Genomic DNA, 17,173 nt, shown 5'->3' with positions numbered 1-17,173 from the left:
TTCGAAAAGTGGGGTTCGTCAGCAGTCTGAGCCGCTCTTTAGGGAGCGGCTATTGTTTTATTCAAGGAGCAACTATATCTTTCGGGGGAGAAGAGAGTCAGCTAGTCAAACACATATCCTTCAGGTATCACGACAATACCTTTTTCTGAGATATGGAATCGAGCCGCATCCTCAGTTGGGTTCAAACCAATGATAGTGCCATCTGGAATAACAACGTGTTTGTCAATGATACAGTTCGCTAGTTGGCAGTTCTCGCCGACCGTTACATCGCCAAAAATAATGCTATCCGCAATAGTTGCACCGTCATTGATACGTACGTTAGACGAGAGAATAGAGTGGTGCACTGAACCGCCCGAGTTCACAACACCATTGGCAATAATCGAGTTGATAAAGATCCCCTCATTACCAGTCGCTGAAGGTACGGTTCTCGCTGGTGGCAGTTGAGGCTCATAGGTTCGAATCCCCCAGTTTTCCTGATACAGGTTCATGGGTGGAACAGGCTCCAACAAATCCATGTTGGCTTCATAGAAGGAATCGATAGTCCCTACATCACGCCAATAACAATCGCGCGCAACTCGGCCTTTTTCGTCACCAAAGTTGTAAGCGTAAACACCTTGGCTATCAATGAGCTTAGGAATGATGTCTTTGCCAAAGTCATGACTAGAGCTATCAAGCTCTGCATCTTGTTCTAACGCTTGTTGGAGTGCTTCCATTTCGAAAACATAAATACCCATTGACACCAAGGAGCGACTCGCATCCGTGGGCATACAAGCAGGGTCTTCGGGTTTTTCATTAAAATCAACAACTTGGTTTTTGTCATTGATCTCCATAACACCAAAAGCAGTGGCTTCTTCACGGGGAACATCCATGCACGCAACGGTGAGTTTAGCGCCAGACTCTTTGTGTTCTTGAACCATAGCTTCGTAGTCCATGCGATAGATGTGATCGCCAGACAGCACAACGACATGTTTCGCATCGCTGCGGGAGAGTAGCCACATGTTGTGATAAATCGCATCTGCCGTTCCTTCGTACCAAGCGCCGCCTTTTCTCATCTGTGGGGGGACCACAGTGATAAATTCTTTGAGCTCGGGATTAAAGATCGACCAGCCATCACGGATATGCTTGTGAAGTGAATGCGATTTATATTGAGTCAGTACCAGAATTTGTCTCAGCCCTGAGTGCAAACAGTTAGTAAGCGTGAAATCAATAATCCGGTATTTTCCACCGAATGGAACCGCTGGCTTAGCTCTATCATCGGTTAGGGGGCTTAACCGAGAGCCCATGCCTCCAGCTAGGACAATAGTAAGAACGTCTTGCATCTTATTTCTCCCTGAAATTGTGCAATTTGAATAGTCTAGGTAATTTCCTTTCAAGAAACACGCCAGACCCTAACATATTGAATATCAAAGGAGAGGGTAGGAGGAATAAACACGATTGCACCAAAATGGTGATAGAATTTGAGCATGCGCACGTTTATTGTGCTCAGTCACTGCTTATGATTCATGTTGGTGCAATGTTGACGAAACATCGTTTAGAAACACAAAGTTACACGCGTGGCCAGAAAGTAGTCAAAAGCTTCTCTTTAGGCTATGTATAAAGGCGTTTTACATTGTAAATGCAGTATAGTTTGGAGCCTCGCACCTAGTGATAGGAAGTCAATAGGTGCGAGGATGAACTTAATCGAATGGGATTTTAACCGCGAGAGTTATTTCTCGGCGAGGTGTTGGTTAACTTTATCAAAAACGAGCTTAAACCATGCGGTGTACGCTTGCGGTGTTTTAGCTAGGTGCTCAGCTATCGCTTGTTTAGATTGCCATTCACATGCTTCAGCTTCTTTGTCGTTGACGTCTAGTTCAACGGTGTTGCTCTCTGCAATAACGATGTGGTCTAGCTCGTTTTCCGTTAAGCCGTTATCAAATTTGGTGCGGTAGCTGATTGTACCGATGTCTTCCAGCACAAGTGAGTCACGAATACCCAGCTCTTCATCTAGACGACGTGCAGAGGCTGCAAGGATCTTTTCATCTGGGCGCGGGTGAGAGCAGCATGTGTTGCTCCATAGTCCACCGCTATGGTACTTATTTGCTGCGCGCTTTTGCATCAGGAACTCGAGTTGACCATCGTTATAACGATAAATCATGACCGAAAAGGCGAGGTGTCGAAAGCCCATTCTATGTGCGTCGAGTTTATCCTCTGTTCCAATAGGGTTTCCGAATTTATCTACAACAACAACGAGATCTTCAAGCATAGGTACTCTCATATTTTGGTATTTGCGACATCCCATGTACGCTTTACCAATGTTAGGGGTTCACTCAACTCCTGTTGTGAGCGCGAATCATACCACCAAAGTTTTTTTTCGCACGTTTAATAAAACCCTTACTAGAAAATAAGTAAGATCGTCTACATTCTCCGATACTTTCGGCTTAATTTTTGAACATCAAAGACTTTCACCGAAATATCCTCTGGCCAATACGTAGGGTGCCAACCTGCTTTTTGCTTTAAGTGTTGTAAGAAATGGATCGGGCTTGGGAGTTGTTCCCATACTTGTGGGAGAAATAGAGCACCTTTTTTGCCATCAGAAAGCGTCAATCCAGATTTGTTGTGTTTGAGATAGTCGATTAAAGCAGATTCTGAGGCTACATCGAGTGTTTGAGGTTCAGTCAGTACAGAGACTTCAATTTCTAGCCCATCTACTTGAGACTTCTGCAGGGGTAAAAATCGTTTGTCTTGGCAGCAGCTTGCCCACGCTTTTCGCATGACCTCGAGAACGAGAGGCACTTGCGGGACTGTCGTCCCGATGCACCCTTGGAGTTGGTCATCGACGTGCAAGGTGACAAAGCAAGCACCTTTTTCTCTGATAGCTTCTGGATGATCCTCAAGCCTGACTTTTGGTAAAGGCTCTTCTGCGAGATAACAGCCTACGGTTATTTCTACCATATCAAGTAATCGAGATAGTTCTGTATTGGTTAGCGTTTTATCTTGATATTGCGTAGCTGACATAGCCTACCACCCTTTGTTTATCGCCGTGAGGGCTGTCTCCCGAGTTGGTGAGAGACAACCGAGTCAATCGACGGTTTCGTTTATTAATAATTAGATTGGCAGCATTGATACTTGTGTGCCCACATGCCTCGTGACCTGTCAGGGGGAGCCCGCTTTCAATTTTTGAGCAGCTATTATTATCTCGAACAACGCAGTCGTCGTAGCTGAGAAAATGACTCAGATCAGAGCTGATAAGAAGTAGAGTATTGGTGTCCCAGAGAGGTTCCACAAGCTTCGCTACGCTCACCATATCGACATTGCCGGTGAGAATTGGAACGACGCTAAAACGCTTCAAACACTTGAGCAAAAAGGGCAGTTGTACTTCTAGGCAGTGCTCATTTTTATGTGCAAGATCGTTAACCGTGCAAACGTCGTTTTCAGACAGTCTATCGAGAGCTTGTGTATCTAAAGGCACTTTTCCCAAAGGGGTATCGAAGTACTTAACACTTGGAATCGCGCAACCTGAAAAAGCGACTCTATGGCTAGGTCCAATGATGATAGCGCGCGAAAATTGTTCATTTTGCTCTTTGAGTAATTGATAAGCAAAGGCTGCAGTGTGCCCAGAAAAGACATAACCAGCGTGAGGAACAATCAGTCCGCTTATCGCTTCTTCGGAATGATGGTTTCCCTCTGAGGAGGCAGAAGCCATTAACTGAGAAATATGTGTCTGTAACTTATTAGGGTCACCGTAATAGAATTGCCCAGCGACGGCAGTCGGTAGCACATCCATGTCGCCTCCAGAAGTTTCATGCTGTCTATACTTAGCAAGTATAGAATCTATCCACTTTTAAGGTGTGAGATGAGCCAACTTAAACCCTATTATCCAACCAAATACTGGCAGAAGCTGGATGACGGCAGAGTACAGTGCACTGTGTGTCCCCGTTTATGCACGCTACGAGAGGGAAAGCTTGGCGCGTGTTTTGTTCGAAAAGCAGAACACGGGGAGATTGTACTGACCACATACGGGCGTTCGAGTGGGTTCTGCATCGATCCAGTAGAGAAAAAACCACTGAATCATTTCTATCCAGGGAGTTCGGTTTTGTCGTTCGGCACTGCTGGATGTAACTTGGGTTGTAAGTTTTGCCAAAATTGGAGCATTAGTAAGTCACGGCAGATAGATACACTAGGGCAGCAAGCAAGCCCCGAACAAATCGCCCAATCTGCACTCTCAAATCACTGCGATAGTATTGCATTTACTTACAACGATCCTGTCATTTTCATGGAATACGCGGTCGATACCGCGATAGCCTGCCGCGAAGTCAACGTCCATACGGTTGCTGTTTCGGCGGGTTACATGAATGAGAAACCAAGAGAGCAGTTTTTCTCGGTAATTGATGGCGCCAATATTGACCTGAAAGCCTTCAGCGAACGTTTTTATAAAAAGATCTGTGGTGGCGAGTTGGCACCAGTGCTCGAAACATTGATGTACTTGAAGCGTGAAACTGATGTTTGGTTTGAAATCACAACGCTGCTCATCCCTGGGGAGAACGAAAGTGAAGCAGAATTAGAAGCAATGACTCAATGGATCTTTGAGCATCTAGGGCCAGACGTCCCACTTCATTTTAGCGCCTTCCATCCAGATTTTAAGATGATGGATACGGTTCGAACACCCACAAACACATTGGTGAACGCGCGGCACATAGCGAAAAGAAACGGCCTTCATTATGTCTATGTTGGTAATGTCCATAATGAGCAATGTAGCAGTACGTACTGTCCGAATTGCGGACAAAACGTTTTAAGCCGAAATTGGTATGAGTTGGGTTCGTGTTCATTGTCGAGCGCGGGAAAATGTCTACATTGTGGCTATCAACTGGCAGGACGATTCGCCCACATCGATAAGCCGTTTGGGCGTCGGCGTATACCGATCCAAGTTGCTCAATGAGATGAATTTTTGTGATGTTGAACTGATAAGTCTCAAGGATGATATTCGTAGTAATACTTTAGTCGCAAAGTGTTGAAACTGACTTTAGAACTGACTAACTTAGAAATCAAAGGGACAAACCAGACTAGGAGATAAACATGGACGTAGTCGTAATGCTAACTAACGGACGTTTTGGTGTACTTGAAGACTGTGACAAGCTTGAACTAGAAGGCGAGCTAGTTGAGTGCTGGGTTGAGGAAGAAGAAGGATTTGAACTGGCAACGGTTCAAGTGGAGCGTGTTCTTTAGCTAAACACCAAAAAAACGAAATTAAAAAAGCCCCGTCAGAGCACGACTTCTGACGGGGCTGTCTAATTTTCTTAAGCTTGCTGTGCTGTTAAAGCGCGCTTTTCTAAGAATTTAGCGATTGCTGTTACACCTGCGATGTACATTGCACCACCCAGTAACGCTACCGCCATCCAAGAGAAACCATGCTCAACTACGTGGTCTTTGTGAAGGATACACATTACTACGTAGGCAAAGGTAATGTAGCTGAACGCAAAGTGGGCGATTGGACCCATACCTATGGTGACTAGTACAACACCAGCTACATAAATATAGAACGCGTTTTCGCCGCCAACCATTGGAGCAAGCGTGCTCAGTGTCGCTGGAATCAACATACCCATTGCGATACCAACAATACCTGCAGCAAAGATGTTTTTGAGCTTTGATAGGTCGAACTTCGCTTCAAAGAAGAAAATTAGCGCCAAAAACGCTGGCCACTTATCGTGGATGCCAAGTTTTTGAAGGATAACCGTGCCTGCTACGATCCAGATCGTTAGCATTAGCGTTTTCGTCATGTGCGCTGAATTGAATACTTGATTCATGATTAACTCTCATAGGGTGTTTGTAAGAAGTTTGGGCGCGGAGTCTATAGAGAGTTGATGAGTGGGTCACTACCACATTTTTGCCAACCATAGGGTTACCGTTTAGGAGAACGCAGATAGTGCGTGAATTATCAATTGGTGTTTAAAAAGCAATCAATGACCATAATGGGGTTTAATGGTGTAGTAGGTGGGAATAGGGGGTACCTATTAGAGCAACGTAACTAACATGCATGTTATTAAGCTGTTTTTTTCTTCACAGTAGCGAATTTTGGCGGGAAATTAGCCCATTGCCACACTTAGATACAAAGCATCATGAAATGATAAACATCTCAGCTATAACATGTACCAATCACATGGTTTAATCGATCTCGTGATTTAGTTGTTCTGTCCACTTTCAATTAAACACACACATCCAACATTGTATTGATGTTTGCCCTGCTGTGGATTACAGCAGGGCCTTTTTTTTAATGAGCAAGATAGTCTGAGCCGACTTCATGAGTTAGAGATTGTCTTTTTAGCTCAGGCAAAATGGTCCAGTGAATCCCTTCAAGCGCGCCAGCAATACAAAACAATAGGTTGACACCAGGATGCTTCTCTTGGCTGACGCAAACGGCTTTGTATGCGTTGACGGGGCCTTGTTCTCGCAGTTCATCAATTGACGTGATTCCCGCTTTTCGAAGCATGCGTTCGGTTTTGTACTGCATGTTCGGCAGATCTTTGATACGAGTTGGTGTCTCTTTCTTAATTTTTTCTTTCAGGCCTGCGGTCCATACTTCTTCACACAAAGAAGCGATCTGCTGTTTACTATGGCTGATTGAGTCTGGTACAGAATAGTAGTTAGAGAGGCTAGGGTAGTTTCTGGAGTGAGCTCGCCAGTTAAATTCATAAGGCGTGCAACCAGAATCGATGAATTCTTGCTTTAAACTCTCACTGCTTGCCCTAAGGTAGACCTCGTCGCCCTTTATTAGTGCAAACATGACCCCACCTGACAGAACCCCTTTACCCCCAAAAACAGAACGAATGGTAATGTCGTCTAGTGTCGTATGCGCCTCGATAGACTCTACAAAAGTTTCCAACATCATATCTCTCTCCTTGAATGCTTAACGCGTCCATAATCGACAAATTTAAAACAAATCTGTGATAGACCTAGCATTAATCATTCCAACTTGAACATGAGTTACAAATTAATGAGAGATGGAATTCAGTTAAGGGTCTGACCTTTGCTGTTTTCCTCTACTCGCTGCCGCACTATTGGGAAGTCTTCAGGCTAAACAATTTGTTTTTAATTCAGTAACAAAGGCTCCTATCTGAAAGAGTTGGAAAGTATGTGTTTGGCTTCTTAGTAGCGTATACTTTTACTCAATTGTTGAGGAGAATTTCAATGCAGTTAGGGAATTTATTTACCAATATTCCGAACCAACTACCTGATGAGCTTTTTGAGGATATAGTTAAGACGTCAAACATTCGCGTAGAGCGGATTCTCTCCGATGGTCACTCAACACCCGACGGTGAATGGTATGACCAAGTTGAAAATGAGTGGGTTGCCGTGCTCCAAGGGCAGGGTGTTCTTGAGTATGAAGATGGACAGACCATTACTCTTGATGTCGGCGATTACGTTAACATCCCAGCTCACGTTAAACATCGCGTAAAATCAACGGTTTCAGGTGCGACTACGATTTGGTTGGCTATTTTTTATTAAGGACGAATAATGAGACTTCTTTTTATTGCGTTATCTGCGGCTCTACTCATGCTAGTAGGCTGTTCTTCTTCCGAAAAAACTCAAACTTCGCAGTTTAAAACGTACAGTGATTTCTCTCCGGGTCCCGATGGTGGTGTAGACCTAGTATGGGCAAGACAAGATGTATCCACGCCAGAGCAGTTGCGAGAGATTTTCTCTCAATACGATAGCGTCGTGTTAGACAGAGTGTACGTAGTTGTTGATGAGACGGAACTCAGTGATAGTGAAATCAATGAGCTGACAGATCATTTAGTCTCAGGGCTTAAAAGTAAACTTGGCGAGTTTAAGTCGATTGTAGACAAGCCTTCCCCAAGGACTCTTCGCGTGAGCATAGCGATAAGTAACGTAGAAACACCAAATCCCATCTTAGCAGTCACGAGCAGTGTATTACCTGTGGGGCTTGGGATATCAACCATCTCTAAGATCACGACAGGTGAGCACACCAATGTGGGAAAAGCTACCATTGAGCTTCTTGTTTCGGATTCCATGTCGGACGAACCAATTATTGCAGCTATCGACTCACGATCTGGAAACAAAGACTTTACCACTATGATAGACTCCCTCGATGATGCGAAAGACGCCATCGACTGGTGGGTCGAGCGCCTAGGACACACGCTGGCGACGGCTGGCGAATAAAGGTAACGCAATGCTGCAAAAAGAAAACTTAGTAAAACTCGCCCGAATGCAAATGCCATTTGGTAAGTATGCCGGACGAGTTTTAATTGACCTACCCGAAGAGTATTTACTTTGGTTTGATAAAAAGGGCTTCCCGGATGGTGAGTTAGGGGAGTTGCTTAAGTTATGCTTGGCACTAAAAATCGAAGGCTTAGATAGCGTAGTCAAACCTTTGAAGAGAATGTAACCAGACTATATGAGATTATCGTTTGAAACCCAAAGATTGAATGCATTAAACCCTAGGTAGTTGCTAGCGTTCCTCAGTTAAACAGGGAAGTCATCTCGATGAAAATAGTTCCAGAGTTATATGTCCAAAATCTCGACGAAAACTTAATATTCTTTGTCGATATTTTAGGTTTTAGTATCAAGTACCAACGTCCAGAAGAGCAGTTTGCCTATCTAACTCGAGAAGGGCTAGATTTGATGCTAGAGGGAGTAGAAGGAAACTCTCGTAAATGGCTGACAGGAGAGCTTAAACCGCCGTTCGGTCGAGGTATCAACTTTCAATGGGATGTAACGGGTATCAATGTTCTCTACTCGAGAGTCCAATCAATATGCAGCGAGGCTATTTTCCTGCCCTTAGAAGCAAAGTCTTATCAAGTTAGTGGTCAACTCGTCACTCAGGAACAGTTTATCGTGCAGAGCCCAGATGGGTATCTTTTCAGGTTTTGTGAAGACGTACAGTGAAGCGGTTGCTTGCGTTGTTAATTTGTATGACAAAATCTGTTATGGTAGAAAAATTGTTCCAACGATGACACGTATCGACTAACCAAACAGGGCAGAATTATGAACGACAAAGTATTCCAAATTTGGCATCAAAAGCGTGAACAGGGGTTTCTAAAGTGGATCGCCAAAAGTACGTTTGCCGCAGTGCTGTTTTACATGATTTTTAGCATCGTATTCCAATACTCATCGATTGGAGAAGAAGGCATTGCAGTCTTTTTACTGAGTCAGATTAACAACTTTGGGTTGTTTGCAGGTCTCATGCTTGTAGCGAATTGTGCGCTTTGGCTGTACCGAGAGTCCAGTTATAAGAAAGAAGTACACCGCAGAAACGGCGAGTAGTAATAGTTATAGGGACGAAGATGGAACTTGTACCTTTCACACCTCCAAGCTATCAAGATTTGATTGCTTGGATATCATCACCTGATTTGAATTATCAATGGGGTGGGCCGACCTACGATTTTCCGCTGACTATAGAACAGATTTCCAACCATTGTGGAAAGCCCGATATTTTCCCGTTTCTCTTCCTAGTAGAAGGTGAGGTCGCCGGTTTCATCGAATTTCGTCGGGCAAGTGACACTCTGTGCAGGATTTGCCGAGTATTGATCCTTGATCCTTTCAAAGGAAGAGGACTGGCAAAAGAGATGGTCGGCTTACTCATCAAAGAAGCAAAGTTAGCAACTAACTGCTCAGAGTTCAGCCTATGTGTTTTCGACCATAATGAAGCTGCCAAGTCCCTCTATCAATCACTTGGGTTTCAAGTTGCCTCTTCAGAAAAAAGTTCTGAGAAAATCTTTGGTCGATATTGGGTTGCTTTGGAGATGGTGGCCAAGTTCTGACCCTCTACTCAAACAATAACAATAGATTGCCAACAGCTAGAACTAACCTCAGTTTTGTGTTTATCTTTGACATAGTTTCAATTGGATATAGTGTGAGTTTGACAGGAGGTTAGATATGAAAAACAAAGGCATCTTGACCTGTTTTTGCGGCAAAATGGGAGCAGGAAAAACCACCTTAGCTAAATCTCTTGCTGCGACAGAAGGCGCGATTTACCTTTCCGAAGATGAATGGTTAGCAGCTCACTATCCTACGCAAATAAACTCGTTTGAAGACTATATTGCTCACTCAAACCTAATTAAACCATTCGTCAGAAAATATGTGATAAAGCTGCTGAATCTCGGAGTAAACGTAGTCATGGACTTCCCAGCAAACACGATCAAACAGCGTGCTTGGTTTATCGCTTTGAGTGATGAAGTGGGTTGTAAGCATGAGATCCACTATCTAGATGTTACCGATGAGCAGTGCTTAGCGCAGATAAAAAAGAGAAGCGTTGAGCAACCAGAGCGCGCCCAGTTCGATAAGGAAGCTGTATTTCATCATGTGACACAGTACTTTGAGGTCCCCACCAGCGAAGAGCAGGGTATTAACATTATCTATGCCAATTAAATTGAGAATGGACTTTCAGAAGACCAATAAAATGGAGTTCAACCGACTTTGACCCATATAGATATTTCATCTTCCCTTGTTACCGCGATTCCTATCAAAGACTGTCTCGAAGACCTCGTGTCAGTAAAAGGGCACCTTGCTTATGGTCCTCCACCTGAGTGTAATGAAACGAAAGATAGTTACCATTTTGTCCGAAGAGGAGTTTTAGAAAGGCTCCTCATTGCACAAAAAGAGCTTCCGTCGGGTCTGACATTAAGGCTTTATGAAGGCTATCGTTCGCCAGAGTTTCAAGAAACGCTGTTCCAAGAGCAATTAGTGAGAGTTGGATTAAGCAATCCAGGTTACTCAAAGCGAGAGGCCTACAACGCCGCCGCCTGTCTGGTTGCGCCCACAAAAACGTTTGAAGGTGAAATCCTGTCACCTCCACATAGTACTGGTGGCGCAGTTGATGTGGAGATAGTCGATGATGAAGGCAAGGTCATAGACTTTGGTATGGAGATAAAAGACTGGATTCATGTCCCGGCCTCCTTGTGTGAGACAGACGCCCCCAACTTATCCTCGCAAGCAGCGAAAAATAGAGCAATGTTGTTTTCTGTTATGTCCAAAGCGGGATTCGTGAATTATTCGAGAGAGTGGTGGCATTTTTCTTTTGGGGATCAATATTGGGCATTCGTTAAACATGAAGCTTATGCAATGTATGCGAGCACAAGTAGCGCTATATAAGCTCACGCCTCGATCAGCAACCAAGAAAATGGCTAAAAAAAGGTGCTCGATGGGAGCACCTTTTTGCGTTAATGCTTTTATAGTTAGCTATATAAATACTAATCCAGCTCAATCCAAGTCGATTTTACTTCCGTGTACTTATGTAGTGCATGAAGCGATTTATCTCGACCATTACCACTCTGCTTATAACCCCCAAATGGCATCGTCATGTCACCTCCGTCCCAGTTATTGACGAAGACAGTGCCAGCTCTCAGCGCTCTAGAGCAACGAACCGCGGTTGAAATATCCGAGGTCCACACACCTGCGGCGAGTCCATAGTCGCTGTCGTTAGCAAGCTTGATGGCTTCTTCAATGGAATCAAATGTGGTGACGCATAGGACGGGTCCAAAGATCTCCTCTTGGAAGATTCTCATGTCTGGAGTGACGTCGGTAAACACCGCTGGCTGAATAAAGTAACCATCGGTATGAGTCATTGTTGGCAGACCACCAAACGCGAGTGTAGCGCCTTCATTCTTACCGATATCAATATAACTAAGTACGCGCTCGTATTGCGATGCGTCGACGATAGCACCAACGCGAGTGTCTTCTAGGAGCGGATCGTTAGGTTGCCATTTCGCCATGTATTTAAGTAGTAGCGCCGTAAACTCTTCCTTGATTGAAGAGTGGACAAGTAAACGAGAGCCAGCCGTACAGACTTCGCCTTGGTTGTAACAAATCGCTGAAGCAGCGGTTGCGGCTGCCTTTTCCATATCTTTGACGTCATGATGAACAATGTGAGGGCTCTTACCACCACATTCCATAAAGGCACGTTTGAGATTAGACTCTCCAGCGAAGGACAGCAGCTTTTTGCCGACTGCTGTAGAGCCTGTGAAGGTGATGCAGTCAACATCGTTATGAAGCGCCAATGCTTGTCCTGCTTCATGACCAAACCCTGGGAGAACTTGGAATACACCATCGGGAATGCCCGCCTGCTTGGCAAGATCGGCAAGAAGGATGGCCGTTAACGGAGACTTCTCAGAGGGTTTTACGATGACTGAGTTACCTGTTGCTAGAGCAGGACCAATTTTCCACGCCGCCATGACAGTCGGAAAGTTCCACGGCACAATCGCTGCAACGACGCCAAGTGCTTCGCGGGTGACTAGAGCCAACGCATCTTCTGTGACAGGGGCGACTTCGTCGTACACTTTGTCTATGGCTTCGGCATTCCACTGTATGCAGCGTGCGGTTGCCGGTGCGTCATATCCCATTGCATCTGAAATCGGTTTTCCCATGTCTAAGCTCTCAAGCAGAGCGAAGTCTTCTTTGTGTTCGTCGATGAGCTTAGCGTAGTTCAGCAGAATACTTTTGCGTTTCGCTGGTGGAAGACCACACCAAACGCGGCTTTCAAATGCGAGTCGAGCCGCTTCCACTGCAATGTCCACATCTTCTTGGGTACAACGCGCAACATGTGCAAGCGAGTGCCCGGTTGCAGGGTTAATGATCTCGAATGTATCGCCGGAAACCGAATTGACAAAATGCCCATTGATAAATGCCTGAGTGCGAAAGCTCAAGGCTTCTGCTTTGTCGTGCCAAGTAATATTGTCCATGTGATTTCCTTTCCTTAAAAGCTTGCCGGGGAGTTAGCGCTGACGATAACGCAATCAGCATCGGTTGTGTTTCTGAATCGATGAGGGCGCTGACTGTCAAAGTAGTAGCTGTCGCCCTCCAGTAATACGGTTACTTGATCATCGACAGTGAGTTCTAGTTCGCCTTGCACTATCACACCGCATTCTTGTCCCTCGTGAGCCAGCATCTCTTTACCTGTATCCGCGCCAGGGGACAGCGTTTCTCTTAGCATGCCGATGTGACGATCTTCATGATAGTGACCTACCTGTCTGTAGCTGATTTTACCTCGGCCGATTTCTGGTTGTTCTTGGCGACGAGTATAAAACTGTTCGGGCTGAGGCTCATCGATGGCGAAAAACTCTGCCATTGAAGAGGGGATTTTGCTCAGCAACTTACTAAGAGAGGCAACAGAGGGGCTTACTGCATTACTCTCAATTTGAGAGATAAAGCCGTTCGTCACGCCCGCACGCTTTGCCAACTCACGCTGAGAGAGTCCTGCTCGTTCTCGCAGAGCTTTAAATCTTGGTCCAATCTCCATTTCCATGGAATGAATGCTCCCTGAAAAGTAAAAGTGATTATTAAACTAAACACAATCCTAGCTCACTAAACAGAAAAAACCAGGAAATGTTTATAATTTAATCATTGCACACCTAAAAAGAACGATCTATAGTCATTTTTGCTTAATATTTAATAACACTACATTTACATTGTGCAGTCTGAGTGTTTAGTGGTGTTTAGTAAAAGAAACGACCAAGGCTGTGTGGTTGCCTTGAAGAATACGGCCTTTAAAAAGAGCGTTGGGGTGCACTATGCATAACGGGAACGAGAGAAGCATGGACTCGCTAGGTAATGAGTCAGCAAATAATATGGACGCATTTTGGATGCCGTTTACGGCAAACTCGCAGTTTAAAGCGTCACCAAGGATGTTGGTGTCGGCGGAGGGGATGTATTACACCTCTGAAGACAAAAGAAAGATCTTAGATGGCACCGCAGGTCTATGGTGTTGCAATGCGGGGCATGGACGACATGAGATCAGTGAGGCCGTCGCGAGTCAAATTCACACGTTAGATTTCGCACCAACATTCCAAATGGGGCATCCATTGCCATTTAAACTTGCGGAATCTCTGGCGGAGATCGCGCCTTCCGGTCTCAATCGTGTGTTCTTTACTAACTCGGGGTCTGAATCGGTTGATACTGCGCTAAAAATTGCGCTGGCTTATCAGAGAGCGATCGGTCAGGGCACGCGAACTCGTCTAATTGGTCGTGAGCGTGGTTATCATGGCGTTGGTTTTGGTGGTATCTCAGTAGGCGGGATCGTCAACAATCGTAAAACGTTCGGTAGTCTGCTCACAGGAGTCGACCACCTTCCTCATACATTAAGTATCGAAAACAGTGCCTTTAGTAAAGGGCTACCAGACTATGACCCTGGCTGGGCAGAAAGCTTAAATAATATTGTCACTCTGCATGATGCAAGCAATATAGCGGCCGTGATCGTAGAGCCTATTGCGGGGTCTACAGGCGTTATTCTGCCGCCAAAAGGTTACTTGAAGCGTCTTCGAGAGATTTGTACTCAAAACGGTATCTTGCTTATCTTCGATGAAGTGATCACAGGATTTGGTCGTATCGGCAGCCCATTTGCTTCTCAAGAATTTGATGTGAAACCTGACATCATCACGACAGCCAAAGGGCTTACCAATGGCGCAATTCCTATGGGAGCAGTATTTGTTAGCGACGACATCTATCAAGCTATGGTATCGCCTGATAGCCAAGCTATTGAGCTCTTCCATGGCTATACCTATTCAGGTCACCCTGTAGCGGCAGCAGCAGGGCTTGCAACGCTGGATATCTATCGCAACGAAAACCTTTTCTCCAGAGCTGCTGACCTTGCTGATTACTGGCAGCAAGCGGTACACAGCTTGAAGGGCTTGCCACATGTTAAAGATCTGCGCAACTACGGTCTGATTGCAGGTATTGAGCTTGAAGGTATCGCAGGCAAACCAGGCTCTCGTGCGTACCAAGTCTTCACCAAATGTTTCGAGAAAGGGGCGTTGATTCGAGTGACTGGCGACATTATTGCGCTGTCACCACCGCTGATTATCGAGAAGCAGCATATTGATGACCTATTTACACTTATTGCCGACGTTCTACAACATATTGAATACAAGGAATAAAACCTATGTCAGTTTTGGTATCAAACTTTATTAATGGAGAGATTGTTGAGAGCAACAGCAATCGCAGTGCAGACCTTTTTAACCCAGCAAATGGTGAGCTAAGGGGGCAGGTTCAGCTATCTAGTGCCCAAGAGGCAATCGATGCCGTTGAGGTCGCAAAACAAGCTCAGGTAGATTGGCAAGCGACGCCACCATTACAGAGAGCTCGCGTGATGTTCCGCTTTAAAGCGCTGCTTGAAGAAAACGCCGATGAACTGGCAACGCTGATCTCGACAGAGCACGGAAAAGTGCACAGTGACGCATTAGGTGAACTCACCCGTGGTCTAGAGGTGGTTGAGTTTGCATGCGGAATTCCACACCTGTTAAAAGGCGAGCATTCCCTTAACGTAGGACGTGAAATTGACAGCTATTCCATGATGCAGCCTGTTGGCGTGTGTGTTGGTATTACGCCGTTCAACTTTCCTGTCATGGTGCCATTATGGATGATTCCTGTCGCATTGGCTTGCGGTAATAGTTTTATTCTAAAACCTTCCGAGAAAGATCCAAGTGCGTCGCTTATGTTGGCGAAGCTACTTAAAGAAGCTGGTTTACCTGATGGTGTGTTCAACGTTGTACAAGGTGACAAAGAAGTCGTGGATGCACTGCTAGAAGCACCGGATGTCGCGGCGGTGAGCTTTGTTGGTTCAACCCCAATAGCCGAGGCAATTTACTCAAAAGGCAGTGCTCATGGCAAACGCGTACAAGCTTTGGGCGGCGCAAAAAATCATCTTGTTGTTATGCCTGATGCAGATCTGGAAGGTGCAACTAATGCGATTATGGGCGCGGCGTATGGCGCTGCTGGTGAGCGCTGTATGGCAATTTCTGTCGCGGTCGCAGTCGGTGACGAGGCAGCAGATAAGTTGGTTGCGGCGTTAAAAGAGAAAGTTGAGGCGCTACGTGTTGGTCCTGGTTTAGGTGTGTCGCCAGAGAATGAGATGGGACCGCTAGTCAGTGAGCCACATATGAATAAGGTTAGAGAGTATATCCAAAGCGGTGTCGACCAAGGGGCTACTTTAGTGGTTGATGGTCGAGATATTGATACGGGAGCTCCGGGTTATTTTGTTGGTGGTACGTTATTCGATGATGTGAAGCCAGATATGACCATCTATAAGGAAGAGATCTTTGGCCCTGTTCTCTCAGTGGTTCGAGCTAAAGACTATCAGGAGGCGCTTGAGCTCATTAATCAACATGAGTTTGGCAACGGAACGGCTATCTTTACTCGTGATGGTGATACGGCCCGTGATTTCTCTGAAAAAGTACAAATCGGTATGGTCGGTGTGAACGTACCTATTCCAGTACCGATGGCGTTTCATAGCTTCGGTGGTTGGAAGCGTTCCATCTTTGGACCGCTGAATGTGCACGGCAACGACGGCGTGCGTTTTTATACTCGTATGAAGACCATCACTGCGCGTTGGCCTAAAGGGCAGCGTGAGAGTGAGTTCGTTATGCCAACAATGAAATAGGTGATAAATGAAGATAGGGATATTAACCTGCGGTCATGTTGACCCTCCTTTGTCAGATGATCATGGTCAGTACGCGGACATGATCGAAACCTCTTTGTATGAGGTAAACAATGCATTTACGTTTCAAAACTACGATGCGACAAAAGGGGAGTTGCCAAAGCTAGACGAATGCCACGGCTTCATCATCACAGGCAGTGTTCATAATGCTTATGATGACCACCCTTGGATACTGATGCTGATTGACTGGGTGGTTCGCTGTGAAGCGCAAAGAAAGCCTTTGGTTGGTATCTGTTTTGGACACCAACTGATTGCAAGAGCATTGGGTGGAAAGGTTCAAAAGTCCGAAAAAGGATGGGGACTTGGAAGCTACGAGGTGCAAGTCCGTGCTCAAAAGAAATGGATGAACCTATCGGTTGATAGCGCCCGTTTGTTAGTGAGCCACCAAGACCAAGTGACCATAGTACCGAAAGGTGTCAAGGTCATTGCAGGTAATGATTTTTGCCCTAACTTCATGTTGGTTAAAGATAATCACTTGTTCACTGTACAAGGGCACCCAGAATTTAGTGTGCCGTTTACTCTCAAGTTGGTTGAGAAACGCAAGCATCTGATAACGCCGCAGCATTATCAGCAGGCGTTTGTCGATTTAGACCAGCCTCAGGACTCTGCACTAATCTTGCACTGGGTAGACAATTTGTTTGTGATGGCGGAGCAAGGTAGATCTTCAGAGCGACTGCAACAAGCCGTCTAGGTCACTGCTATTAAACAAAGGCAGGCTTTAAAGCCTGCCTTCAGATTGCTGACAAAGGT

21 protein-coding genes are annotated in these 17,173 nt (G+C 45.4%); 13 read left to right on the top strand and 8 right to left on the bottom strand.

Annotated elements, in window-relative coordinates; translation table 11 throughout:
- Positions 1-101: 101 nt before the first annotated feature.
- The 4 genes from glgC to amrB all read right to left on the bottom strand — a co-directional run bounded on the left by glgC (position 102) and on the right by amrB (position 3,766).
- On the bottom strand, positions 102-1,319 hold the full coding sequence (glgC, locus tag AC6I8U_RS17530; RefSeq protein WP_234496572.1) for a glucose-1-phosphate adenylyltransferase: 1,218 nt from the start codon (positions 1,317-1,319) through the stop codon (positions 102-104).
- Between the two features lie 386 nt (positions 1,320-1,705).
- Positions 1,706-2,245 (bottom strand): isopentenyl-diphosphate Delta-isomerase, encoded by a 540-nt coding sequence (gene idi / locus AC6I8U_RS17525; protein WP_498019089.1) that lies wholly within the window; start codon positions 2,243-2,245, stop codon positions 1,706-1,708.
- 152 nt (positions 2,246-2,397) lie between these two features.
- The gene (amrA, locus tag AC6I8U_RS17520) at positions 2,398-2,997 is read right to left on the bottom strand and encodes an AmmeMemoRadiSam system protein A (protein WP_498019088.1); all 600 of its coding nucleotides are present in this window, start codon (positions 2,995-2,997) and stop codon (positions 2,398-2,400) included.
- On the bottom strand, positions 2,972-3,766 hold the full coding sequence (amrB, locus tag AC6I8U_RS17515; protein ID WP_498019087.1) for an AmmeMemoRadiSam system protein B: 795 nt from the start codon (positions 3,764-3,766) through the stop codon (positions 2,972-2,974). The genes amrA and amrB overlap by 26 nt, the downstream gene beginning before the upstream one ends.
- 69 nt (positions 3,767-3,835) lie before the next feature.
- Between amrB and amrS the strand changes: the two genes are divergently transcribed.
- Both amrS and AC6I8U_RS17505 read left to right on the top strand, forming a co-directional pair.
- Positions 3,836-4,918, top strand: coding sequence for an AmmeMemoRadiSam system radical SAM enzyme (gene amrS / locus AC6I8U_RS17510; protein WP_498019086.1), 1,083 nt, complete (start codon positions 3,836-3,838; stop codon positions 4,916-4,918).
- Positions 4,919-5,055: 137 nt separating this feature from the next.
- Positions 5,056-5,205 carry a hypothetical protein gene (locus AC6I8U_RS17505; protein ID WP_498019085.1) on the top strand — a complete coding sequence of 50 codons (150 nt, stop codon included), beginning with the start codon at positions 5,056-5,058 and terminating at the stop codon, positions 5,203-5,205.
- Between the two features lie 71 nt (positions 5,206-5,276).
- Here AC6I8U_RS17505 and AC6I8U_RS17500 read toward each other — a convergent pair whose 3' ends face one another.
- Positions 5,277-5,783, bottom strand: a complete 507-nt coding sequence (locus AC6I8U_RS17500; RefSeq protein WP_128650501.1) for a hypothetical protein — start codon at positions 5,781-5,783, stop codon at positions 5,277-5,279.
- Positions 5,784-6,247: 464 nt separating this feature from the next.
- On the bottom strand, positions 6,248-6,865 hold the full coding sequence (locus tag AC6I8U_RS17495; RefSeq protein WP_498019084.1) for a TfoX/Sxy family DNA transformation protein: 618 nt from the start codon (positions 6,863-6,865) through the stop codon (positions 6,248-6,250).
- A 299-nt stretch (positions 6,866-7,164) separates the two neighbouring features.
- Here AC6I8U_RS17495 and AC6I8U_RS17490 point away from each other — a divergent pair, with 299 nt between their 5' ends.
- The 8 genes from AC6I8U_RS17490 (at position 7,165) to AC6I8U_RS17455 (ending at position 11,088) form a co-directional block, all read left to right on the top strand.
- A complete protein-coding gene (locus tag AC6I8U_RS17490; RefSeq protein ID WP_498019083.1) occupies positions 7,165-7,482 on the top strand; it encodes a cupin domain-containing protein in 318 nt (105 codons plus the stop codon).
- A gap of 6 nt (positions 7,483-7,488) precedes the next feature.
- On the top strand, positions 7,489-8,157 hold the full coding sequence (locus tag AC6I8U_RS17485) for a DUF3313 domain-containing protein (protein ID WP_498019678.1): 669 nt from the start codon (positions 7,489-7,491) through the stop codon (positions 8,155-8,157).
- Positions 8,158-8,167: 10 nt separating this feature from the next.
- Positions 8,168-8,383, top strand: a complete 216-nt coding sequence (locus tag AC6I8U_RS17480; RefSeq protein WP_128650504.1) for a DUF3820 family protein — start codon at positions 8,168-8,170, stop codon at positions 8,381-8,383.
- A 92-nt stretch (positions 8,384-8,475) separates the two neighbouring features.
- Complete coding sequence (locus tag AC6I8U_RS17475; protein WP_498019677.1) at positions 8,476-8,883, top strand: bleomycin resistance protein; 408 nt, start codon at positions 8,476-8,478, stop codon at positions 8,881-8,883.
- Positions 8,884-8,982: 99 nt separating this feature from the next.
- Complete coding sequence (locus tag AC6I8U_RS17470) at positions 8,983-9,261, top strand: hypothetical protein (protein WP_394151219.1); 279 nt, start codon at positions 8,983-8,985, stop codon at positions 9,259-9,261.
- A gap of 20 nt (positions 9,262-9,281) precedes the next feature.
- Positions 9,282-9,758 carry a GNAT family N-acetyltransferase gene (locus AC6I8U_RS17465; RefSeq protein ID WP_498019082.1) on the top strand — a complete coding sequence of 159 codons (477 nt, stop codon included), beginning with the start codon at positions 9,282-9,284 and terminating at the stop codon, positions 9,756-9,758.
- Positions 9,759-9,873: 115 nt separating this feature from the next.
- A complete protein-coding gene (locus tag AC6I8U_RS17460) occupies positions 9,874-10,365 on the top strand; it encodes a P-loop nucleotide/nucleoside kinase family protein (RefSeq protein ID WP_498019081.1) in 492 nt (163 codons plus the stop codon).
- 48 nt (positions 10,366-10,413) lie between these two features.
- Complete coding sequence (locus tag AC6I8U_RS17455; protein ID WP_498019080.1) at positions 10,414-11,088, top strand: M15 family metallopeptidase; 675 nt, start codon at positions 10,414-10,416, stop codon at positions 11,086-11,088.
- Between the two features lie 98 nt (positions 11,089-11,186).
- Here AC6I8U_RS17455 and AC6I8U_RS17450 read toward each other — a convergent pair whose 3' ends face one another.
- Positions 11,187-12,674 (bottom strand): aldehyde dehydrogenase, encoded by a 1,488-nt coding sequence (locus AC6I8U_RS17450; protein WP_498019079.1) that lies wholly within the window; start codon positions 12,672-12,674, stop codon positions 11,187-11,189.
- Between the two features lie 14 nt (positions 12,675-12,688).
- The gene (locus AC6I8U_RS17445; RefSeq protein WP_498019676.1) at positions 12,689-13,231 is read right to left on the bottom strand and encodes a cupin domain-containing protein; all 543 of its coding nucleotides are present in this window, start codon (positions 13,229-13,231) and stop codon (positions 12,689-12,691) included.
- Positions 13,232-13,526: 295 nt separating this feature from the next.
- On the opposite strand from AC6I8U_RS17445, the gene aptA reads away from it, so the two are divergent.
- The 3 genes from aptA to AC6I8U_RS17430 are packed head-to-tail and all read left to right on the top strand — an operon-like array spanning position 13,527 to position 17,114.
- Positions 13,527-14,864, top strand: coding sequence for an omega-aminotransferase AptA (aptA, locus tag AC6I8U_RS17440; protein WP_498019675.1), 1,338 nt, complete (start codon positions 13,527-13,529; stop codon positions 14,862-14,864).
- Between the two features lie 5 nt (positions 14,865-14,869).
- A complete protein-coding gene (locus AC6I8U_RS17435; protein ID WP_498019078.1) occupies positions 14,870-16,366 on the top strand; it encodes a CoA-acylating methylmalonate-semialdehyde dehydrogenase in 1,497 nt (498 codons plus the stop codon).
- 7 nt (positions 16,367-16,373) lie between these two features.
- Complete coding sequence (locus tag AC6I8U_RS17430; RefSeq protein ID WP_498019077.1) at positions 16,374-17,114, top strand: glutamine amidotransferase-related protein; 741 nt, start codon at positions 16,374-16,376, stop codon at positions 17,112-17,114.
- Positions 17,115-17,173 lie beyond the last annotated feature (59 nt).

It is taken from the genome of Vibrio sp. KUL80 (genome assembly GCF_059725495.1).
Note: the sequence above shows the minus strand (reverse complement) of the source record. Positions and strands in the feature narration are given on the sequence as shown.